We start from the raw sequence: 19,100 nt of genomic DNA on the forward strand, positions 1-19,100 counted from the left end.
CCGTGCTGACCGCGCGCCGGTACCTTCGGTGTCATGACTGAGGCGGAGGAATGGACCCCTGAGACAGTGCTCCGAGACGGCCTGGATCAGATCGACCTAGGCTCGCCAAGTGGGACGAAGTTTTCACGCCTCGAGTACTACCTGGGAAGCGTCGCGGACATCCGAGTGACGCGTGTTGCAGCAATTCAAATCAGCAGGGCTGTGGAGTTGTCTGGTCAGCTGAGGCGATCGACGCGGGTTGACAACGCCGAGGTTGTGGCGGTGGTCGTTCCTCTGGCTGACACGGATCGAGCAGTCGCAGAGCTTCGCGACTACCTGCGGTCAAACGAGACGCCCGCGGCTCTTCTTCTTGGAAAAGACAAGTCTGGGTGGAACGTCAAGTGGATTGGCGTACAGGAGGGCGCCGCGATTACCTCCGCTGGGGTACTGGCCACGTTTTTCGGGGTGCCGCTAGAAAGCGTTGTAGTGAAGGCCCTAAAGATTCGTACCCGTGCGCATAGGCTGGCCATCGATGATCGCATCAATCGGATGCTTCGGCTGTCTGTACGGTCCAGCAAGTCGGTCATGTTAGTGGGGCCGCCTGGCACTGGGAAGACGCAGCTGGTCGGTGAGCTCATTGACGATATTGGCAAGAACCCCGAGTCGTTCGGGATGGGGCTCATCCACGATCCGCTCATTGTGACACCGGACGAGTCATGGACTACCCGAGATCTGGTCGGTGGCGACACGGTCGACGACCAGGGACGACTGCGGTTCAGCCCTGGCCATGTGCTGGAAGCCATCGCACAGGACCAGTGGTTGGTCCTTGACGAAGCAAACCGGGCTGATCTGGACCGGATCTTCGGCGGATTGCTCACCTGGCTCTCCGGCAAGGAAGTCATGGTTGGTCGGGTCAGCGCGGATCCGAAGTCGAGCCCAATAATTCTTACCTGGGGCTCAGGTCCTAGAAGTGTTGTAGTCGGTGAAGAGCGTCTCCGATCGGGAAGTCTGTCGAACGAGCCGATCTACTATGTGGCGGGGACTGACTGGCGGCTCATCGGTACCTACAACGCGGTCGATGCGCAGCGCGTGTTCCGGTTTGGTCAGGCTCTCGGTCGACGGTTCGGCCACGTTCCGGTGTCGGCGCCTTCGGCCAGCCAATTCACGACAGCGCTGACAAACAGGCTTAGTGATTCCAAGGTATCAGAGCCGCAAGTAAGCCAACTGCGCGTCATCCTGGAGCGGATTTACGCCGCTCAAGGTGACGTTCTGGATCCGATGGGGCCGGCGGCTCTTCTCGACGTTTCGGAGTACGTGGCTGCCGGGTTGGCAGAACCTGACTCCGATCTCACGCAGTTGGTTGCCGAGGGCTACTTGGCCAGTATGGGGTCCTGGTTGTCTGGTTATGACGGAAACACTTTGGGAAGGTTGGGCGTCGTGCTGGGTGCTGCGGATGTGCTGGGCGAGCAGTGGGCGTGGGTCCTGGACCATCTGAAGGCTCTTCGATGACGAAGAAGCTGTCCTTCCCCGAGGATGGTCTTGTCGAGCTTTTCCGCAGCTGGTCTGGCAAGGGCGAGCTGTATGCAGGTCTGGCCGCGGTGCTCAGCGAGGATGACTTCGAGTGGACAAAGGACGATGTCGAGCGTCGGGCTCACGTCATTCTCTTTGAGCAGTGTCGACCACTCATCGAGCAATTGCCTGAGAACCTTCAGGACTGGTTGAGCGTCCTGCCGGTGGCTACCCAAGCGGAAACTGTGCGCAGTCGATCTCCGCGCGGGGCCATCAACTGGGCCAACACTCGCCGGCAAGGGTGGCCACCTACCGAGTTCTCGGGGCGAGTTCGCCATCGTGGGGTGGACGATGAGCTGCTGAGCAGCTTGCGGTGGACTGTCGAGCGTCTCCTCAAGGTTCACCTCCATGCCAAGGAGATGCGACCAGCGATCGGCAAGAAAGTACAAGGCCAGCTGGCGACGTTGGACGACCTGGCAGCGAGGCCGGAACTGCAAGGTGTGGAGGCCGAGCCGCCGGACTTGTTGATGGTCGAAGGGATCCGACGTGCTGGACCACTTTTGCGAGTGGTCGGAGATTTGGCTAACTTGCTCAGGCAGGAAGAAACCAGTGACCTGGCTCGGCTTGCCGCTGAGCTGCTGGCGCCCGACGAAGACCTCAGGTGGCGGCTTTTTCATCTTTGCGTACTGGGAACGATGCTTGGGGTCCTACGGGACCTCCAGTGCAGGCCGATTAGCCGCCGCCCGCTGGCTGGACGTGCGCAGGGGCCTGCGTTCCGGGTGGAAGTTCCCGGCGCCGACTCCTGGGATTTGTGGTTTGAAGCCGCGGAAATCTGGAGCACAACAGGGAATACCGAACCGTATAAGGAGGCAACCTTTGGGTTGGCTCAACCAGGCCATGTTCGGGGTGCTGACCTGTTCCTGGTGGACCACGCGAAGAGGCGCGGCGTGGTCATCGAGTGCAAATACACCGCTAGGGGCGCCTACTTGCGTAGCGGGTACGACCAGGCTCTCGCTTACCTGGTTGAGGCCAGGACCTTGCTCATCGACGAAGGCGAGGCGTTCGTAGTCGCGCCGATTGAGGCGGCGCCGAGAGTGGGAGTGGGGCGCACACTGGCGGGCCCGCTCATCTACTGCGCACCCGAACATCTCAAGGGCGAGTTGACGCGGGTCTTCAAGGGTTGGTTGGCTAGCTAGTCGCCAAAGACGCTGGTCAGCGCCTCCCGGATCAACCCCGCCAGATCCGCCTCCCCGTCCGTCTCCGCCCACCGCACAAGCGCCACATGCGCCGCCCCAAGGCACGCCATTGCCGTGGCCCGCGCCCGGAACTCCTCCTCAGGCGAAGAACCACCGAGAGCGGCCACGATCGCATCAGCAGTCGCGTACTGGCTGTCCAGATGCCGCGCCCGCAGCGCCGGAACCGAGATCATCAGCCGCAGCCGCGCCAGCAGGAACGCCTTCTCCTGCGAAGACCCCAGGGTGGCGGTCGTCTCCAGCGCGCGCCCGATCCGCAGGGGCAAGGGGCCAGGAGGCTGCCCAAGAACGGCAGAAGCGGTCACGGGGTCGTATTCGTCGTAGAGGACCAGGTCCTCCTTCGTCGGGAAGTGCCGGTAGACCGTCATCGCCGAGACGCCGGCAGCCGCGGCGACGTCGGCGACGGTGGTCGCGTCGTAGCCGACCTCGGTGAAGAGGCGGATGGCGTGCGTCTGCACAAGAAGCCGGGTTTCGGCGCGCTGGCGGTCTCGGAGGTTCACGTGGTAGACACTATCAAAGTGTTAGTCACTAACATCTGGGGTGCGCATGAAGACGGCATTGGTGACGGGGGCGTCGCGGGGGATCGGGGCGGCGATCGCGCGGAGGCTCGAGCAGGACGGCATAACCGTCCTGAGGCAAAACAGAAGTCAGGCAGACTTGTCGACGATGGAAGGTGTCGACAAGGCCTTGGAGGGCATCGACAGCCTGGACATCCTCGTCAACAACGCGGCCGCCCAGCCGGCAGGGCCGATCGAGACGGACACGCCCGAAAGCTTCGATCACCTGATGGCGGTGAACGTGAAGGCGCCGTACTTCCTCATCCAGCGAGCGCCGCTGAACGACGGCGGCCGCATCATCAACGTCTCGTCGGTCGCCACGAGGATGGCCAACCCGGCGCAGACCTCCTTCGCGATGACCAAGGGCGCGCTCGAGACGATGAGCCGCACCCTCGCCCACCAGCTCGGACCGCGCGGGATCACGGTCAACGTCGTGGCGCCGGGCGCCACCAGGACCGCGGACAACGGCGAGATCTTCACTCCGGAGCTCGAGGCCGCCATCAAAACCCTCACGGCGCACCGGAGGCTCGGCACCGCGGAGGACATAGCGGACGTCGTCGCCTTCCTCGCCTCCGACGACGCCCGGTGGGTGACGGGGCAGGTCCTCGACGCGAGCGGCGGGTTGTTCCTCGGGCCGCCGGGCCAAGGCGCAGAATAGGCCGGTGACGTGGTTCAGCGAAGACGAGCTCCGCAGGCAGGCCGGTGACGTCTCCTTCGCGCGCGGGGCCAAGTACCTGGAGTCGGTCGAGACGCTGGACGACGTCGCGGGCGGGGTCGCGGCGGTGGTCAGCGGCACCGACCGGTACACGGTCCGGTTGCGCAACGTCGACGGCGAGCTGGTCGGCGAGTGCTCCTGCCCGCACGCGGCGGACGGCTTCTTCTGCAAGCACTGCGTGGCCGTCGGGTTGCTGGTCCTGGAGGGGGTGGCGGACGGCGGCGCGGCCGACATCCGCGGGTACGTCGAAACCCTCGCCCACGCCGAGCTGGTCGAGTTGCTCGTCGGGCACGCGAACGAGGACCCGGCCCTGTTCCGGAAACTTTCGCTCAAGGCGGGCCGCGAGGACCTCGAGGCGTTGCGGCGGCATGTCGAGGGAACGTTGCGGTTGCGCGGTTTCGTCGGTTTCCAGGGCACGGTCGCGTACACCGAGAAGGTGCGCGAGGTGCTCGCCACCGCCAGGGAACTCATGGACGGGCCGCTGTTGTGCCGCGTCATCGAGTTGGTGGTGGAGGCGCTGGACTTCGTCGAGGACTCCTTCGGCGCGCTCGGCTCCGAGGTGGCGGGCGCGCTCGCGTTGTACGCGGAGGCCTGCGCCGATTCACCGCCGGAGCCCAAGGAACTCGCGGAGTGGTTGCTACGGCTGGATCTCGACGGGTCGGGCCGCGTCGACGTGAACATCGCGGACTTCACCGCGGGCCTCGGGTTCGATGGGCTCGCGGTGTTCCGGGCCGGCGTCGAGGAGCGGTGGCGACTCGACGACGGCGAGGACCCGTACCGCAGCCGCAAACTCCAGCGGCTGCGCGAGGGGTTCGCGGCGACGCGGAACTGGCGCGCCTAGAACCGCTGCCGGTTGCGGTACAGCTCCTCCAGATCCCGTAGCCCGGCCTGGTCGCCGGTGTCGGCGGCCGCACGGAACCAGTGCTCGGCCTCTTGGAAGTTCCCGTGGTCGGCGGCCAGCCTGCCGAGGTTGGTGTACGCGGGGACGCTGCCGAGTTCCGCGGCCTTCCGGTACCAGGCGGTGGCCTCGCCGGGGTCGTTCCGGTCGTTGGCCAGCACACCCAGGTTCGTCATCGCGGCGGCGTCGCCCCGTTTGGCGGCCTTGAGATACCAGCGTTCGGCGGCATCGAGTTCGCCGCGGCGGTGCAGCACCAGGCCCAGCCGGACGGCGGCTTCGGGGGCGCCGGCGGCCGCGGCCGCGTGGTAGCAGCTTTCGGCGCGCGCGAGGTCGTTCCGTTGCTGGGCTTGGTGGCCGAGCTTGCACAGCGCGGAAGCGTCGGCCTCTTCCCCCGCCTTGCGCCACCAGGGTTCCGCTTCGGCCGTCCGGCCGGTGTCGCAGAGCACGGCGCCGAGCGTGATCATCCCTTCGACGTTGCCGGCCTCGGCAGCCTCGCCCGCCCAGTACTCGGTTTCCTCGAGCTCGCCGCGACGATGCAGTGCCCGCGCCAGTTCCGCCATCGCCTCGACCCGGCCCTCGGTGGCCGCGCGCCGCCACCAGTCCTCGGCGGCGGCGACGTCACCCCGCCGCGCGCAGAGATTTCCCAGATGCGACATGGCATGCGAATCACCGGCGGTCGCGGCTTCGCGGTACCAACGTTCGGCCTTCTCCGGTACGCCGCGTTCGGCGAGGAGGTGCGCCAGGTTGCCCATCGCGACCCTGTCCCCGCCCTCGGCGGCCTTCCGGAACCACACCTCGGCCTCGTCGAGATCGCCGCGCTCCAACGCGGTGGATCCCATACGTGCCATGGCGATCACGTGTCCGCGCTCCGCGGCCTTCCGGTTCAGATAGTCGTCGACCCGGGTGTTCCACTTACGTTTTCCGTCGCCCACAAGCCCGCTCCTTCCGGCAGCGTCCCTGGGGTAGTCGCCGCGCAGGACCCGGATGTGACAACAACTACCGGGTGTCATCGTCGTGTCGCACCCGGTTTCCGCATCCGTCGCGGCGATACTTGGCGCTCCCCATCCCCCGTCGAGAGGAATCGCGCGGTGGCCACGCGTACCCGCCAGATGACCACGGCCCAGCGGCTGCTCCTGTTGATCACCCTCGCCGCCGTCGTGCTCGCGGTCTTCTGGTTCGTGAGCGGCAAGGGCGACGCGCTGCAACCCACCCCGGCGAACACGGCCAGCGCCGCTGACGCGCGCAAGCAACTGGACGAGCTCACCGTCGCGCCGCGCGGTTCGATGGACGGCTACGACCGCAAGAAGTACCCGCATTGGGACAACCAGGGCAACAACTGCAACACGCGCGAGTTCGTGCTCAAACGCGACGGCAAGGACGTCAAGGCCGGTTCCGACTGCGCCCCGACCTCCGGCAGCTGGACGAGCATCTACGACGGCGAGACCTGGACCAAGCCGACCGACGTCGACATCGACCACATGGTCCCGCTCGCGCAGAGCTGGGTCAGCGGCGCGAAGTCGTGGACGGAGGAGAAGCGGCGCCAGTTCGCGAACGACCTGACGCGGCCGCAGCTGTTCGCCGTCACCGACAACGTCAACCAGGAGAAGAGCGACAAGGCGCCGGACCAGTGGAAGCCGCCGCTCGTCTCGTTCTGGTGCACCTACGCCACCGACTGGATCACCGTAAAGCACTACTACGGCCTCACGGTCACCACCGCGGAGAAGAGCGCGCTCGGCGACATGCTCGGTCGTTGCTGATCAGCCCGGCTTCGGGTTGGCTGGGCCCATGACGACCTTCGTACTGATCCACGGCGGTGGCGGCAGCGCCTGGGACTTCCACCTCCTCGAGGCGGAACTGGCGGGCCGCGGCCACGACGTCGTCGCGGTGAACCTGCCGATCGAGGACGAGAAGGCGGGTTTCCCGGAGCACGTCGACGCGGTCGTGAACGCGGTCGGCGACCGTGAAGACCTGGTGGTGCTGGGCCATTCCTACGGCGGCTTCACCGCGCCGATCGCCGCCGGGAAGCTTTCGGCGCGGCTTCTCGTGATGCTGACCCCGATGATCCCGAAACCGGGCGAGACACCGGGGGACTGGTGGGGCAACACGGGTTTCGAGGACGCCAAGGACCTCAGCGACGAGGAGAAGTTCTACAACGGCGTCCCCGCCGCCATCGTCGCGGACGCGGGCTCGCACGGCCGGAACCAGGTCAGCGCCGAATGGGGACAGCCGTGGCCGCTGGAAAAGTGGCCGGACGTCCCGACGAAGGTCCTCATCGCGCGCGAAGACCGCTTCTTCACGCCCGACTTCCAACGCCGGGTCGTCCAGGACAGGCTCGGGTTCGCGCCCGACGAGATCGACGGCTCCCACTCCGTGCCCTTGAGCCACCCGAAGGAACTGGCGGACCGGCTGGAGTCCTATCTCACCAGCGATCCAGCCGCATGACCTCTTCGAGCGGCTGACGCGCGGCGGGCTTGAAGGTGTCGCCGGTGTAGAACGCCGTCGGGATGAGCGCGGCCTGGTGCACGTTCTCCGGCAGGCCGAGGATCTCCGCGGCCTCCTTCTCGTACGCGAGGTGCAGGGTCGTCCACGCCGTGCCGAGCGTGACCGCCCGCGCCGCGAGCATGTAGCTCCACACCGCGGGCAGCAGGTTCCCCCACAGCGGGGCCTGGTTGCCGGCGGGCAGTTCGGCGCTGTTCGTCTCCAGGCACGGGATGACGTGCACGGGCACCTCGCCCATCTTGTCGGCCAGGTACTCGACGCTGGAGCCGACGCGCTTCTGCACCTTCGACCGTTCGGGGTCGTCCGCGAACAGTTTCCCGGCCGCGTTCGGGGAGTCCAGGTACTCGCGGCACGCCCGCTGATAGAGCTTCCCGAGTTCGGCCCGCTGCCCGGGATCGGTGATCACGAGCCAGTGCCAGCGCTGGGTGTTCGATCCGCTCGGCGCCTGCAACGCGGTCTGCAGGGCGTGTTTCACCAGTTCGAGGGGGACCGGCCGGGACAGGTCCAGTCGTTTGCGGACGGTTCGGGTGGTCGTCAGCAGCTCTTCGGGCGTCATCCGGAGATTATGTCGTTATGATCCGCTGGTGGGGAGGCCGCCGCGCGAACGAGGGATGGGCACCTTGTTGCGCCATGTCCTCGAATTGACCGAGGCGGACGTCTCCGCGTTCTTCGAAGACATCGGGCTGGGGGACTACCGTCCGCGGTTCACGCCGTTCGTCCGCGCCATCGTCACGCACGGGCCGCTGCCCATCCGCGATCTCGCCATCGAAGTCGGCGTGACGCATTCCGCGGCCAGCCAGACCATCGCGCAGATGGCGCGCCAAGACCTCGTGTCGCTCCGGCCGGGGACGGACGCCCGGCAGAGGATCGTTTCGCTGACCGAGAAGACGCGGCGCCTGATGCCGACACTCGAAGCCGAGTGGGCCGCGACCAGCGCCGCGGCCGAGCAGCTGGAAGCCGAACTGCCGTACCCGCTCAGGGAAGTGCTGGTCGCCGCCGTGGCGGCGTTGGAGCGGAAGTCGCTCCGGGAGCGCATCGCCGAAACGGACGCCGCGCTCAAGCTGGGGCGTCGGCCCGGTCCAGGTTGAACACGGCCCAGACGTACTTGCCGCCGGAGCAGAGCTCGTGTCCCCAGTCCTCGGACAACGCGTGCACCAGCTGGAGACCGCGGCTGCGCGCCGCCATCGGCGACGGTTCCTTCAGCTTCGGCCGTTTCGTTCCGGAGTCGAAGACCCGCAGGGTGAGCCTTCCCTCGGCGTACTCGACCTCGAGCCTGTCCGGCTTCTCGCCGTGCTCGAAAGCGTTCGTGACCAATTCGGACGTCGCCAAGAGGACGTCGTCGACAGCCGGGCCGTCAAGGCCGAGGCCGATCAGAGTCGCCCGCACCGCCTGCCGCGCGACGGCGGGCGCCGTCACATCCACCGGCAAGGGGAGGGAGGCCACCGGCAACGAGCCCTCCGATCGCGTCTTGGACATCGTCATGGTTCCGCACCTCCCCTCACGAGAGACTCTCAGATCCGCTGTTCGCCTCCCTGATACCCACAAGAGCCGAGGTCGAATCAGGTCCCGTCCGTGAGTTCCGTCTCGGCCAATCCTTCACGCAGTTTCTTCAGCGTGGAGGCCAGCAAACGTGACACCTGCATCTGGGACACCCCGACCCGGCGCGCGATATCCGACTGGCTCATCCCGGACCCGAACCGCAGCGCGACGATCTTGCGCTCCCGGTCGGGCAGCCGTTCCAGCATCGGCCGCAACGCCTCGCGCAGCTCCGCCTGGCTCAAGTTGGCGTCCGCCTCGCCGAAGCGGGTGTGCGCCGAGTTCTCCAGGAGGTTGTCCAGCGAGGCCCCGTACCGGCCTTGACCGGCGCGAAGGCCCTCGTAGACCTCGTCGATCGGGACGCCGAGATGGGCGGCGATCTCACTGGGCTTCGGCGCGCGGGAAAGCCGGACCGTCAGCTCCTCGCGCACGGCCGAGATGTTCGCGTTCAGCTCCTTGAGCCGCCGCGGCACCCGGACCGACCAGCTGTTGTCGCGGAAGTGATGCCGTAGTTCGCCGGAGATGGTCGGGACCGCGAACGCCAGGAAATCGCTGCCCTGGCCGGGATCGAACCGGTCGACGGCGTGGATCAGCCCGATCGTCGCGATCTGGACCAGATCCTCCATCGACTCGTCCCGGTTGCGGAACTTGCGCGCCAGATTGCGCGCGAGCTCCAGATGAGCGCGCACGAGCTCGTCTCGGAGCCCTTCACGCTCGGGCGCGTCCAGTGGCAACGCGCACATACGCTCGAACAGGGCCGGAACATCCGCGCCGTCTTGCCCGACGGGTTCCGTCACGGCCGGGCCGCCTCGCTCTCCCGGATGAGTTCCACCCTCGACAGGTAGCCGCCGTCGGCCGGGACGACACTCCGCCGCGCGGACGTCGCCAGAGCGGTGAGCAACTGCCAGGACAGCCCGGTCTCGTCATCGGGTTCCGGAGAGTCCGAAAGGACGGAGACGGTCACTTCGATCCGCCCGTCCTTCCACGAGAAAACACAGGTCAGATGGCCGTCGGTGGCGGAGGGAAGCAGCATGGAGCAGGCTTCGTCCACCGCCATTCTGAGATCTTCGACAGCGTCCAGATCGAAGTCCTGCCGCATCGCGATATCCGCGACGATCGTCCGGAGAGTCGGCACCACATGCGGTACCGCGGCCGTGCGTACCTCGATGAGTTGAGCGCCCTCCCCGCCGGGCGGGGTGTTGTCCACCACGTGTGTTCCTCTCTCGAGCAGCGCTGCCGGTCCGGTGCTGGATCACTTCCCTGGGTGTGAGCAAACCAAACCCACGTTTGACGCGCGCAGGGGGCGGGCATGTAACCGGCGACAAACGATCTCCTGGGAAGGCGGGGACCGACATGGCTGACGTGAGCCGGCTGCCGAACGTGGTGGCGGAAGAGTGGGATTGGCAGCTCCGTGGGTCGTGCCGAGGCGCCGACAGCAGCTTGTTCTTCCACACGGACAACGAGCGTGGTTCGGCCCGTGAGCGGCGCGAATCGCGGGCCAAGGCCATCTGCCAGACCTGCCCCGTGCTGGCGCAGTGCCGTAAGCACGCGCTCGCGGTGCAGGAGCCTTACGGCATCTGGGGTGGTCTCGGCGAGATCGAGCGCCGCGAGCTGTTCCTCCGTGAACGCCGCGCCGGGCGCAAGACGTTGACCGCGCATTGAGCGCGTCCCGGGCACCGGTCGGCGACGCGCGCGACGGCGATCGCGGCGCCCCGTCCGTACTGGGTTAGGGTTGGGACTGTCGTTGCGGGGACAGCCACGCCTACCCGCCGAAGAAGAGCGTGCGTCCGTGTCCGGACTGGGCGCGGCCGTCGCTTGAGACCACAGGCGCGTTCCGGCGCTGAGCGTCGGTTCTCACCTGATGAGGAGAATGTGCATGCCCGCAGCGGACCAGAACACCACGCCGCCCGGTTTCAGCATCACGCTGGACGCCGACGCGACTGAACCGCGTGTGGTGGTCACCGGTGAGCTAGACCTGCTGACGAGCCCGCAGCTTCAGGAGACCCTCGGGGCCCTGATCACGGACAAACCGTCGGGCCGGGTGGTCGCCGACCTGACCGGTGTGACCTTTTTCGATTCCTCGGCGCTGAACGTGGTGCTCCAGGCGCAGCGCCAGGCCGCCGAGAAGGCGGTCGAGCTCGAAGTGGTGCCCAGCCCGCAGGTGAGCCGCGTGATCGAGCTCACCGGCGTCGCCGAGCACCTCAGCGTGTCGGAGGAGCCCCCCGCCTGATCCCCCGCTACGGTCGTGGGCTCGTGATCCGCGACACCTGGGGGCTGCACGATGATGGGGCGGACGCATGCCCTGACCGGCTGGTGCGCGGGGCTCGCGCTCGCACCCGTGGTCGGCGCGGGCACGGTGCACCAAGCGGTCGTGTTCGCCGCGACCACGGCAGGCTTCGCCCTCCTGCCCGACCTCGACCACCCGGGCGCTCGCGCGTCGAAGCTGCTCGGATGGTTCACCGGCGCGATCTCCTGGCTGCTTCGCCGGGTCTCCGCGGCTCTCTACGCGCTGACCAAGGGACCTCGGGACGAGAAGGTCACCGGTAAGCACCGTCATCTCTCGCACACCGTGCTGTTCGCCGTCGGCCTCGGCTTCCTGACCTCCTGGGGTACCACCGAAGGCGGACCGTGGGCGGTGTTCGGCGTCGTCGTCCTCGGCCTGCTGCTCGCGGAAGGCGCGCTCGGCGACTGGCTGCTGCCGGTCAGCGGCGCCGCGGTCGCGTGGTGGGTGTGGACCGCCCCGCCGGACAAGGCCGCGCAACTCGCGGAGATCTCCGGCTGGCTCGGCATCGCCGTCGCGGCCGGGTGTTTCGTGCACTGCCTCGGCGACGCGCTGACCGAGTCCGGCTGCCCGTTCCTGTTCCCCATCCCCATCGCGGGTGAGACCTGGTACGAGATCCGGCCGCCGAAGCCGCTGCGGTTCCGCACCGGCAAGAACGTGGAGAACCGGCTGATCTTCCCGGTGTTCGCGGTCGCCGCGGTGCTGCTGATCCCGGGCGTCTGGGAGTACCTGTTCACCACGGTCCAGGGGCTGTTCACGCCGGAAGGCACGCAGACCGCGGTGCACTGAGGAATGCCCTCGGCGGACCGCTCGCCTTCACGGCCGCTGACGTTGCGAAAGCCACTTTCGAAACGTTGAAGGTTGCGAAAGTGGCTTTCGCAACCTCTTCAGTCCCTCCTGAGGAATGCCCTCGCCGGCGGCGGCGTTGAATCGGAACGCCGGACCCGGTTGAGGAGGGGAACAGTGGACAAGCCAGTGCTGCGCGCCGACGCGCGCCGCAACCGAGCGAAGGTGCTCGCAGCCGCCGAAGAGGCTTTCGCCGTCAACGGCCTCGCCGTCCCCCTGGACGAGATCGCCCGCATCGCCGGTGTCGGCGCGGGCACGGTGTACCGGCATTTCCCCAGCAAGGAAGCACTCTTCCAGGCCGTCGTCCTCGACCGGCTCGAACAGTTCGCGCGGGAAGCACGCGACCTGCTGACCGCCGAAGACCCCGGTGAAGCGTTCTTCGACTTCTTCAAACGCGTCGTCCAGCAGGCGTCCCGCAACCGGGCGCTGTGCGACGCCCTCGCCGAGACGACCGGGCTGGGTTTCAAAGCGGACGCGGGCGACGATTTCCGGTCGGCGACGCAGGCGCTGCTGACGCGGGCACAGGCCGCGGGCGCGGTGCGCGAGGACATCGACGGCGACGACCTGCGCGCCCTGATCGCCGGTTGCCTCGCCGCGGAACGGTATTCGCTCGAGGAACGCCACCTCGTGCGGGTCTTGATCGACGGCTTGCGCACATTCCACTCAACTTGCACGCTGAGTAACAGAACGTAAGATCAACGCGAGAAGTCCTCGTACCTGCGCTTCGCATGGCGAGGGGGTGCCGGATGTCGAGTCAGGGTCCCACCACCGGTTCCGTCACGGTCGCGGCCATCGCGGGTCTCGCCACCGGACTGCTCGTCGCCGCCCTTTTGGTGGCAGGCCGCGAGCCACAGCCCCGCGTCCACGAAGTCGGCACGACACCCTCCCCGACGACGACCTCCCGTTCGGTCGGGCCGGTCACGGTGACCGTGCCGGGAAGCGCGCCGGAACCGCTCGTCATCACCCGCACCAGCACGCCGGCGCCGCGCACGGTGACCAGGACCGTGACGCCGCCCGAGTCACCGTCCACCTCGACGGCGCTCCCGCCCAGCACGACCGGGACGGGATACCGGAGAGACTGAGGCAACCCGGACGGTCCCTCGCGCCGTCTGTCCGGGTATGCGGCGGCTACCCGTTTTCTTGCTCCTGCTCGCGACCTCGACCGCGTGCCATTCCGGCGAGAAGGCCTGTCCGGCCATCGGCCTGTCGGAGGGGATCTCCCTCGACATCCCGCCGGAAGTGGCCGCCGATGTCACCCGGGTGTCGCTGGAGTTGTGCTGGGCCGGCGACTGTGTGACCGAGTCCGCGCCCGGCGGCGAGCACGTTTTCATCCCGACCCGGGGCCTGCCGACCGCGCCGGTCCGGACCACGGTGACCTTCGACGACGGGAAACCCCAAGTCCTCGACGTGACCCCGGTGATCACCTACCCCGCGGGCGAAGACTGCGGAGGCGGTGTGCCGGGCGCGAAACTGGTCGTGACGTCCGGCGGTGAAGTACGGCAAGGACCGTGAAGGCCGCCCCCGATGAACGGCCTCCACGGTCATCCCCTGTGGCTAGCCGACGTCGCGACGCCGCCAGCCCATGAGCCCGGCCGCGAGCGCGACCACGGCGACCCCGGTCAGCCAGACCAGCGGTGTCGCGGTGAACTCCGCGGCGGGCAGTTTCGGAACGTGCGAGAACGGTGAGAAGTCCACGACCGCCTGCGGCAGGTTCAGCACCGGGCCGAACAGGCTGAGCAGCAAGGCCAGCCCGGCGATCGCCCACGCCGCCGTCGAGAGCTTCGGCGCCAGGCCGAAGAGCGTCACGGCGAGGCCGATGACCACCCACACCGCCGGAAGCTGCGCCAGCGAAGCGACCACCATGTCCCCGACCGAGCCGGAGACACCGCCCGCCCGCATCCCGTTCGACAGTCCCAAGAGGACACCGCTGACCACCATCATCAGCGCCGTGCCGCCGAACGCGAACACGAGATGGCTCCCCAGTACCCGCAGCCTGCCCACGCCGGTCGCGAGCAGCGGCTCGACCCGGATCGCGGTCTCCTCGGCGCGGATCCGCAACGCCGCCTGCACCCCGTACAGCGCGACGACCATGGCGAACAGACCGGTCATCGCCGCCATGAAGGCGTCGATCAGCCCGTCCGTGCCGCCGAGACGCTGGAAGATCTCCTTCGCCTGCCGGCTTTCCCCGACGACGTCGCCGATGCCGCTCGCGACCGAGCCGAACACCGCGGCGCACACCGCCGTGCCGATCAGCCAGCCGATCAACGGGCCCCGGTGCAGCCGCCACGCCAGCGCGAACGGGCTGCGCAGCGACGCCGCCGCCGCGGCGGGGCCCGGCCGCGGCGGGATGATGCCCGTGCCGACGTCGCGCCGCGGGAGCAACGCGTAGCCGATGGCGCCGACGACCACGGTCGCGGCCAGCGGCAGCAGGAAGACCCACCAGCGCTCGTCGGCGAACGGCCGGATCCGCTGCGCCCACCCGATCGGGGACAGCCAGGAGACCCAGTTCGCGTCGGAGGTCGAGTCGCCGACCGCGCGCAGCAAGAACGCGACCCCGACGGCGGTGGCGCCGATCCCGTTGGCCGTCCGCGAGTACTCGGCCACCTGGACGGCGACCGCCGCGACGGCCGTGAAGACCAGCCCGGTCGCCGCGGTGGCGGCGCCGAGCGCGAACGAACCTTCGACGGGCAGCTTCGCGCCGATCATCAGCCCGGTCTCGACTCCTCCGATGAGGACACTCGCCCCGGCGGACACCAGCACACCCGCGGTCAGCAGGGCGTACCGGCCGACCACCGCGGAGGCCAGCAGTTCCGCGCGGCCGGTGTCCTCCTCGGCCCTGGTGTGCCGGGTGACGGTGAAGACCGCCATCAGCGCGACGACCAGCGCGAGGAAGCCGCCGAGCCGCCACGCGGTGAACCCGCCCGCGGTCGAAAGGTCGAAGGCCGGGCCGTAGATCAGCGAAAGCGACGGGTTCGCGCCCATGCTCGCGGTGAGCCCGGCCCGTTCGGCGGCCGTCGGGTACAGCGTTTCGAACGTCCCCGACGACGTCGAGGGCATGATCCCGAGCAGGACGATCCAGATCGGCAGGACGATCCGGTCCCGCCGCAGCGCCAGCCTGGTCAGGTGCCAGGTGCCGACCAGTCCGTGCGCCGGTTCGGAGACGGTCACCGGGCGGTCCAGCGTCGCGGTCATTTCGCGCTCGCTTCGGTGGTGTAGTGGCGGAGGAAGAGCTCCTCCAGAGTCGGGGGCTGGCTGGTCAGGCTGCGGACGCCGACCTGGGTGAGCTGACGCAGCGCGTCGTCGAGGGAACGGGTTTCGACGTCGAAGCGGACCCGGTTGCCCTCGACCTTGAGGTCGTGGATGTTCTCCAGTTTCGTCAGCCCGTTCGGCGGGCCGGCGAGTTCGGCGGAGATCGACGTCCTGGTGAGATGCCGAAGCTCGGCCAGCGTGCCGGTCTCCACGGTGTGCCCGTTGCGGATGATGCTGACCTTGTCGCAGAGCGCCTCGACCTCGGCCAGGATGTGGCTCGACAGCAGCACCGTGCGGCCCTGCTCGCGCTCCTCCTGGATCGCGTACTGGAAGGTGGCCTCCATCAGCGGGTCGAGACCGGAGGTCGGCTCGTCCAGGATCAGCAGGTCCACGTGGGAGGCCAGCGCGGCCACGATCGCGACCTTCTGCCGGTTGCCCTTGGAGTAGGTGCGCCCCTTCTTCTTGGGGTCGAGGTCGAACCGTTCGATCAGATCCTTGCGGCGTCGCTGATCGAGCCCGCCCCGCAGCCGCCCCAGCAGGTCGATCACCTCGCCGCCGGAGAGGTTGGGCCAGAGGTTCACGTCGCCGGGGACATAGGCGAGGCGCCGGTGCAGGCTCGCCGCGTCCTTCCATGGGTCGCCGCCGAGCAGGCGGACGTCGCCCGAGTCCGCGTGGAGCAGACCGAGCAGGACCCGGACGGTGGTCGACTTCCCCGCGCCGTTCGGGCCGAGGAAACCGTGCACCTCCCCAACGGGTACCCGCAGGTCAAGGCCGTCCAAAGCCTTGGTCCGGCCGAAGGATTTGTGGAGGCCGGAGATGGAGATGGCGTTTTCCATGGATCTGAAGGTACAGTGATTTCATGAAGTTGTGAAGTTAAGAAAACGTATGGATGGTGTGATCACTCTGGGGGATGTACGAGAGGATGTGCCCATGACGACGCCTGAGAGTGCTTCGAGCACCCAGAGAGACGAGGACGCCGTCCGCCGTTACGTGGAGCACCTGGGCCTCACGCTTTCCCAGATCGGGATGCAGCGGATGCCCGCCAGGGTCTTCGCCGCGTTGATGACCACCGACGCCGGCCGCCTCACCGCGGCCGAACTGGCCGACCAGCTCTCGGTGAGCCCGGCCGCGATCTCGGGGGCCGTGCGCTGGCTGGAACAGATCGGCCTGGTCGCCAAGGAACGCGAGCCCGGCTCGCGCCGCGACCACTACCGGCTCTTCGACGACCTCTGGTACGCCACCTTCATGAAACGCGACCGCATGATCACCCTGTGGCGCGACGCCGCCGACGAGGGCGTTTCGGCGCTGGGCGAGGGCACGCCGGCCGGCGAGCGGGTCGCCGAGATGCGGGACTTCCTGAGCTTCATGATCAAGGAGCTCAACGACATGTACGCGAAGTGGCACGAGATGCGGGCCGAAAAGGGCAAGTAGGCCAGAGGCTCGCCCAGCCGTAGCTGCTTCAGTGCTTCCGACGGCCCGGCGTCGAACTCTCATGTCGTGAAGGGTCCCTTTGCGACCTTCACCGTCTCAAAGGGACCCTTCACGACATCCCCGCGGACCGGGCCTGCCATCAACCGCAGCCGGAACCACGTAGGTACCTAAGCCACCTTCGGGTTCTAACCCGAATCACCCCTCACGAGGCCAACGCGACCACCAACGTCGCCGCCAGCCTCTCCGCCCACCGGTCCAGCTCTTCCGCGGGCGGCTCGCGGTCCTCGAAGGACGCCAGGAACGCGTACTGGAAACAGGCGCCGAGCAGCAGGGACGCCGACGCCTCCAGATCCGCGTCCTCGCGAATCCTGCCGAGCCGGGCCTCTTCCCGCAGGTACCCGATGACGCGTCCGAGCGGGACGTCCGGCCCGCCGTCCCTGCTCATGACCCGTTCCCGATGGGTCGCCAGCAGTTCCCGCGAGGAGAACAGCGACACCGCGATCGGGAAGCTCTCCAGATAGAACGACAGCGTGATCCGCGCCAGTCGCGCGAGGTTCGCCGCGAGCGGGGTGTCCGATGACGTCCCAGCGGTCTTCATGAGCTCGTCCAAGGTCGTCCCGAGCGCGGGCAGCCGCTCGGTGAGCACGCTCATGAAGATCTCGGTCTTGTCCTTGAAGTGCTTGTACAGCAACGCTTCCGAGTAACCCGCGGCCCGCGCGATGGCCTTGGTCGTGGCGTGCGCGTAGCCCTGCTCGCGCATCACCTTCGCCGCCGCGGCGACGATCTCCTCGCGGCTTCCCATATTCGCTCCTGAGGGCTTCTCAGCGTTCGCTCGACAAGTGGTGGGTGAACACTCACCATAGTGGGTGAGTGTTCACTAACCCAGAAAGGCGTGACCATGAAGCTCACTGTTCTCGGTGCCACGGGCGGGGTCGGTTCCGAAGTCGTCAAGCAGGCGCTGGCCGCCGGGCACCACGTCACGGCGATCGTCCGCGACCCGTCCCGGCTCGAGGTCGAGGGCGAACTGCTGGAGGTCGTCGTCGCCGGGCTGTCCGAGCACGGCGCGCTGACCGAAGCGGTGTCCGGACGTGACGTGGTGATCTCGGCGCTCGGCGCCCGTGACCGGACCCCGACGACCGTCGTCACCGACGGGGCGCACGCCGCCGTCGCCGCGCTCGGATCGGCGGGGACCCGGCGGCTGCTCCTGGTGAGCGCCAGCGGCCCGTTCGTCGACGGCGACGCCTTCTTCACCAGGAACGTCGTCAAGCCGATCCTGGGCAGGGTCCTCCGGCACGCCTTCGCGGACATGATCGCCGCCGAACGGATCGTGCGCGCGTGCGACCTCGACTGGACGATCGTGCGCCCGCCGCGGCTGCTGAACGGGCCGCACACCGGCGCCATCGCCGCCCGCACCGACGGCAACGTCCGTGGCAGCTACAGCATCAACCGCGCCGACGTCGCCGATTACCTGCTCCGCGCGGCCGCGGACGACTCTCTCGTCCACCAGACCGTCTCGATCGCCCACGGCTGATCCCGCAACCAGTCACCTACTTGCGTTTGTTGCGTGCGCGACTTTCCGCAAGTAGGTGACGAAACGCGGAAGTAGAGTCGCGGGGTGATCAGCCGTGCGGTGGTGCTCGCCCCGATCCTGCTCGCGCAAGCCGTCCGGGTGCGCCGTACGACGCCAAGGCTGCCCGGCGCCGCGGGCCCGGTCACCGGCCTCGTGCCGGGCGACGGCCGTCCGGTGCGGCTCGCCGTGCTCGGCGAGTCCACTGTGGACGGCGTCGGCGCGGCGACGCACGCCGAGGGGCTGACCGGACGGCTCGCGGACGAACTCGCGCGGGACGGCCACGCGGTCGCCTGGCAGGCACTCGGCAAGACCGGAGCCAACGCCCGGGTGGCGCGCGAGGAGCTGCTGCCGCTGCTCGAACCCGCCGACCTCGTGGTGATCGCATTGGGCGTCAACGACACGATCGAACTGCATTCGGCCGCGCGCTACCGGCGTGACCTGCTCGACCTCGTCGTCTCCCTGCGGCGCCGCGCCGGGCGGGTCCCGGTGGTGCTGGCAGGCGTGCCGCCGATGGGCCGGTTCCCCGCGCTGCCGCGTCCGCTGCGGGACGTCCTCGGCGCGCGGTCGGCCGCCCTCGACGCCGCGGCCGCGCGGCTGGCGTCGCTGCCCGGCGTCGTCCACGTCCCGATGCCCGCCGCGATGCTGGATCCGGCGACCTTCGCCGAGGACCGCTTCCACCCTGGCCCCGAGGGGTACCGGCGCTGGGCCGGACAACTCGCGGACGTGAGCCGTCGGCTACTCAGCGGCACATTTCACCGGTAAAACCGCTGATCAGGT

The 19,100-nt window shown here is 68.2% G+C and carries 25 protein-coding genes; 15 read left to right on the forward strand and 10 right to left on the reverse strand.

Going from position 1 to position 19,100, the window contains the following annotated elements; all coding sequences use genetic code 11:
- Nucleotides 1-33: 33 nt before the first annotated feature.
- Together DL990_RS04910 and DL990_RS04915 are read left to right on the forward strand one after the other, a co-directional pair.
- Nucleotides 34-1,488: an AAA family ATPase gene (locus tag DL990_RS04910; RefSeq protein ID WP_125798020.1), complete on the forward strand. Its 1,455-nt coding sequence runs from the start codon at nt 34-36 to the stop codon at nt 1,486-1,488.
- On the forward strand, nt 1,485-2,684 hold the full coding sequence (locus DL990_RS04915) for a hypothetical protein (protein WP_125798021.1): 1,200 nt from the start codon (nt 1,485-1,487) through the stop codon (nt 2,682-2,684). The genes DL990_RS04910 and DL990_RS04915 overlap by 4 nt, the downstream gene beginning before the upstream one ends.
- Here DL990_RS04915 and DL990_RS04920 read toward each other — a convergent pair.
- A complete protein-coding gene (locus DL990_RS04920) occupies nt 2,681-3,241 on the reverse strand; it encodes a TetR/AcrR family transcriptional regulator (RefSeq protein WP_125798022.1) in 561 nt (186 codons plus the stop codon). The two genes, DL990_RS04915 and DL990_RS04920, sit on opposite strands and share 4 nt — an antisense overlap.
- A gap of 46 nt (nt 3,242-3,287) precedes the next feature.
- Here DL990_RS04920 and DL990_RS04925 point away from each other — a divergent pair, with 46 nt between their 5' ends.
- Nucleotides 3,288-3,956, forward strand: a complete 669-nt coding sequence (locus tag DL990_RS04925) for an SDR family oxidoreductase (protein WP_125798023.1) — start codon at nt 3,288-3,290, stop codon at nt 3,954-3,956.
- A 4-nt stretch (nt 3,957-3,960) separates the two neighbouring features.
- Nucleotides 3,961-4,854, forward strand: coding sequence for an SWIM zinc finger domain-containing protein (locus DL990_RS04930; protein WP_125798024.1), 894 nt, complete (start codon nt 3,961-3,963; stop codon nt 4,852-4,854).
- Here the strand turns inward: DL990_RS04930 and DL990_RS04935 are convergent.
- Nucleotides 4,851-5,843, reverse strand: coding sequence for a tetratricopeptide repeat protein (locus DL990_RS04935; RefSeq protein ID WP_125780701.1), 993 nt, complete (start codon nt 5,841-5,843; stop codon nt 4,851-4,853). The genes DL990_RS04930 and DL990_RS04935 overlap by 4 nt on opposite strands.
- 156 nt (nt 5,844-5,999) lie before the next feature.
- Here DL990_RS04935 and DL990_RS04940 point away from each other — a divergent pair, with 156 nt between their 5' ends.
- Entirely contained in the window at nt 6,000-6,668 is a 669-nt protein-coding gene (locus DL990_RS04940; protein ID WP_125780703.1) for an HNH endonuclease family protein, read from the forward strand.
- A gap of 28 nt (nt 6,669-6,696) precedes the next feature.
- Entirely contained in the window at nt 6,697-7,353 is a 657-nt protein-coding gene (locus tag DL990_RS04945) for an alpha/beta fold hydrolase (RefSeq protein ID WP_125798025.1), read from the forward strand.
- Here DL990_RS04945 and DL990_RS04950 read toward each other — a convergent pair.
- Nucleotides 7,331-7,966 (reverse strand): nitroreductase family protein, encoded by a 636-nt coding sequence (locus DL990_RS04950; protein WP_125780707.1) that lies wholly within the window; start codon nt 7,964-7,966, stop codon nt 7,331-7,333. The genes DL990_RS04945 and DL990_RS04950 overlap by 23 nt on opposite strands.
- 55 nt (nt 7,967-8,021) lie before the next feature.
- Here DL990_RS04950 and DL990_RS04955 point away from each other — a divergent pair, with 55 nt between their 5' ends.
- Entirely contained in the window at nt 8,022-8,498 is a 477-nt protein-coding gene (locus tag DL990_RS04955; protein ID WP_125780795.1) for a MarR family transcriptional regulator, read from the forward strand.
- On the opposite strand, the gene DL990_RS04960 is transcribed toward DL990_RS04955, so the two are convergent.
- From DL990_RS04960 to DL990_RS04970, 3 genes are all read right to left on the reverse strand, one after another.
- A complete protein-coding gene (locus tag DL990_RS04960) occupies nt 8,467-8,892 on the reverse strand; it encodes an ATP-binding protein (protein WP_125780709.1) in 426 nt (141 codons plus the stop codon). The two genes, DL990_RS04955 and DL990_RS04960, sit on opposite strands and share 32 nt — an antisense overlap.
- A 77-nt stretch (nt 8,893-8,969) precedes the next feature.
- Nucleotides 8,970-9,743 carry a SigB/SigF/SigG family RNA polymerase sigma factor gene (locus tag DL990_RS04965; RefSeq protein WP_125798026.1) on the reverse strand — a complete coding sequence of 258 codons (774 nt, stop codon included), beginning with the start codon at nt 9,741-9,743 and terminating at the stop codon, nt 8,970-8,972.
- Complete coding sequence (locus tag DL990_RS04970) at nt 9,740-10,156, reverse strand: anti-sigma factor (RefSeq protein ID WP_125780713.1); 417 nt, start codon at nt 10,154-10,156, stop codon at nt 9,740-9,742. The genes DL990_RS04965 and DL990_RS04970 overlap by 4 nt, the downstream gene beginning before the upstream one ends.
- 143 nt (nt 10,157-10,299) lie before the next feature.
- On the opposite strand from DL990_RS04970, the gene DL990_RS04975 reads away from it, so the two are divergent.
- The 4 genes from DL990_RS04975 to DL990_RS04990 all read left to right on the forward strand — a co-directional run bounded on the left by DL990_RS04975 (nt 10,300) and on the right by DL990_RS04990 (nt 12,766).
- A complete protein-coding gene (locus tag DL990_RS04975) occupies nt 10,300-10,608 on the forward strand; it encodes a WhiB family transcriptional regulator (protein WP_125780715.1) in 309 nt (102 codons plus the stop codon).
- A 214-nt stretch (nt 10,609-10,822) separates the two neighbouring features.
- On the forward strand, nt 10,823-11,176 hold the full coding sequence (locus DL990_RS04980) for an STAS domain-containing protein (RefSeq protein ID WP_125780717.1): 354 nt from the start codon (nt 10,823-10,825) through the stop codon (nt 11,174-11,176).
- A gap of 54 nt (nt 11,177-11,230) precedes the next feature.
- Complete coding sequence (locus DL990_RS04985) at nt 11,231-12,016, forward strand: metal-dependent hydrolase (RefSeq protein WP_125780797.1); 786 nt, start codon at nt 11,231-11,233, stop codon at nt 12,014-12,016.
- A 174-nt stretch (nt 12,017-12,190) separates the two neighbouring features.
- Nucleotides 12,191-12,766 (forward strand): TetR/AcrR family transcriptional regulator, encoded by a 576-nt coding sequence (locus DL990_RS04990; protein WP_125798448.1) that lies wholly within the window; start codon nt 12,191-12,193, stop codon nt 12,764-12,766.
- A 61-nt stretch (nt 12,767-12,827) separates the two neighbouring features.
- Here the strand turns inward: DL990_RS04990 and DL990_RS41210 are convergent, their stop codons facing one another.
- A complete protein-coding gene (locus DL990_RS41210; RefSeq protein WP_158632583.1) occupies nt 12,828-13,160 on the reverse strand; it encodes a hypothetical protein in 333 nt (110 codons plus the stop codon).
- A 32-nt stretch (nt 13,161-13,192) separates the two neighbouring features.
- Between DL990_RS41210 and DL990_RS05000 the strand changes: the two genes are divergently transcribed.
- Nucleotides 13,193-13,585, forward strand: a complete 393-nt coding sequence (locus tag DL990_RS05000) for a hypothetical protein (RefSeq protein ID WP_125780721.1) — start codon at nt 13,193-13,195, stop codon at nt 13,583-13,585.
- 42 nt (nt 13,586-13,627) lie between these two features.
- Here the strand turns inward: DL990_RS05000 and DL990_RS05005 are convergent, their stop codons facing one another.
- Both DL990_RS05005 and DL990_RS05010 read right to left on the reverse strand, forming a co-directional pair.
- Nucleotides 13,628-15,265 carry an ABC transporter permease gene (locus tag DL990_RS05005; RefSeq protein WP_125798027.1) on the reverse strand — a complete coding sequence of 546 codons (1,638 nt, stop codon included), beginning with the start codon at nt 15,263-15,265 and terminating at the stop codon, nt 13,628-13,630.
- A complete protein-coding gene (locus DL990_RS05010) occupies nt 15,262-16,158 on the reverse strand; it encodes an ABC transporter ATP-binding protein (protein ID WP_125780725.1) in 897 nt (298 codons plus the stop codon). Before DL990_RS05010 ends, DL990_RS05005 begins: the two co-directional genes overlap by 4 nt.
- Before the next feature lie 94 nt (nt 16,159-16,252).
- Between DL990_RS05010 and DL990_RS05015 the strand changes: the two genes are divergently transcribed.
- On the forward strand, nt 16,253-16,753 hold the full coding sequence (locus DL990_RS05015; RefSeq protein WP_125780727.1) for a GbsR/MarR family transcriptional regulator: 501 nt from the start codon (nt 16,253-16,255) through the stop codon (nt 16,751-16,753).
- A 202-nt stretch (nt 16,754-16,955) separates the two neighbouring features.
- Here DL990_RS05015 and DL990_RS05020 read toward each other — a convergent pair whose 3' ends face one another.
- Nucleotides 16,956-17,555 carry a TetR/AcrR family transcriptional regulator gene (locus tag DL990_RS05020; protein WP_125798028.1) on the reverse strand — a complete coding sequence of 200 codons (600 nt, stop codon included), beginning with the start codon at nt 17,553-17,555 and terminating at the stop codon, nt 16,956-16,958.
- A 96-nt stretch (nt 17,556-17,651) separates the two neighbouring features.
- Here DL990_RS05020 and DL990_RS05025 point away from each other — a divergent pair, with 96 nt between their 5' ends.
- Both DL990_RS05025 and DL990_RS05030 read left to right on the forward strand, forming a co-directional pair.
- Nucleotides 17,652-18,284 (forward strand): NAD(P)-dependent oxidoreductase, encoded by a 633-nt coding sequence (locus tag DL990_RS05025; RefSeq protein ID WP_125798029.1) that lies wholly within the window; start codon nt 17,652-17,654, stop codon nt 18,282-18,284.
- Between the two features lie 84 nt (nt 18,285-18,368).
- Nucleotides 18,369-19,085, forward strand: a complete 717-nt coding sequence (locus DL990_RS05030) for an SGNH/GDSL hydrolase family protein (protein ID WP_125780733.1) — start codon at nt 18,369-18,371, stop codon at nt 19,083-19,085.
- The last annotated feature ends 15 nt before the right edge of the window (nt 19,086-19,100 follow it).

Source organism: Amycolatopsis sp. WAC 01416 (assembly GCF_003947485.1).
Classification (GTDB): domain Bacteria; phylum Actinomycetota; class Actinomycetes; order Mycobacteriales; family Pseudonocardiaceae; genus Amycolatopsis.

Excerpts from the sequence above, each read along its gene's own strand:
- DL990_RS04910 (WP_125798020.1), top strand. The coding sequence starts at position 34 with ATGACTGAGGCGGAGGAATGGACCCCTGAGACAGTGCTCCGAGACGGC.
- DL990_RS04915 (WP_125798021.1), top strand. The coding sequence starts at position 1,485 with ATGACGAAGAAGCTGTCCTTCCCCGAGGATGGTCTTGTCGAGCTTTTC.
- DL990_RS04925 (WP_125798023.1), top strand. The coding sequence starts at position 3,288 with ATGAAGACGGCATTGGTGACGGGGGCGTCGCGGGGGATCGGGGCGGCG.
- DL990_RS04945 (WP_125798025.1), top strand. The coding sequence starts at position 6,697 with ATGACGACCTTCGTACTGATCCACGGCGGTGGCGGCAGCGCCTGGGAC.
- DL990_RS04950 (WP_125780707.1), bottom strand. The coding sequence starts at position 7,966 with ATGACGCCCGAAGAGCTGCTGACGACCACCCGAACCGTCCGCAAACGA.
- DL990_RS04955 (WP_125780795.1), top strand. The coding sequence starts at position 8,022 with ATGGGCACCTTGTTGCGCCATGTCCTCGAATTGACCGAGGCGGACGTC.
- DL990_RS04960 (WP_125780709.1), bottom strand. The coding sequence starts at position 8,892 with ATGACGATGTCCAAGACGCGATCGGAGGGCTCGTTGCCGGTGGCCTCC.
- DL990_RS04975 (WP_125780715.1), top strand. The coding sequence starts at position 10,300 with ATGGCTGACGTGAGCCGGCTGCCGAACGTGGTGGCGGAAGAGTGGGAT.
- DL990_RS04980 (WP_125780717.1), top strand. The coding sequence starts at position 10,823 with ATGCCCGCAGCGGACCAGAACACCACGCCGCCCGGTTTCAGCATCACG.
- DL990_RS04985 (WP_125780797.1), top strand. The coding sequence starts at position 11,231 with ATGGGGCGGACGCATGCCCTGACCGGCTGGTGCGCGGGGCTCGCGCTC.
- DL990_RS05000 (WP_125780721.1), top strand. The coding sequence starts at position 13,193 with ATGCGGCGGCTACCCGTTTTCTTGCTCCTGCTCGCGACCTCGACCGCG.
- DL990_RS05005 (WP_125798027.1), bottom strand. The coding sequence starts at position 15,265 with ATGACCGCGACGCTGGACCGCCCGGTGACCGTCTCCGAACCGGCGCAC.
- DL990_RS05010 (WP_125780725.1), bottom strand. The coding sequence starts at position 16,158 with ATGGAAAACGCCATCTCCATCTCCGGCCTCCACAAATCCTTCGGCCGG.
- DL990_RS05015 (WP_125780727.1), top strand. The coding sequence starts at position 16,253 with ATGACGACGCCTGAGAGTGCTTCGAGCACCCAGAGAGACGAGGACGCC.
- DL990_RS05020 (WP_125798028.1), bottom strand. The coding sequence starts at position 17,555 with ATGGGAAGCCGCGAGGAGATCGTCGCCGCGGCGGCGAAGGTGATGCGC.
- DL990_RS05025 (WP_125798029.1), top strand. The coding sequence starts at position 17,652 with ATGAAGCTCACTGTTCTCGGTGCCACGGGCGGGGTCGGTTCCGAAGTC.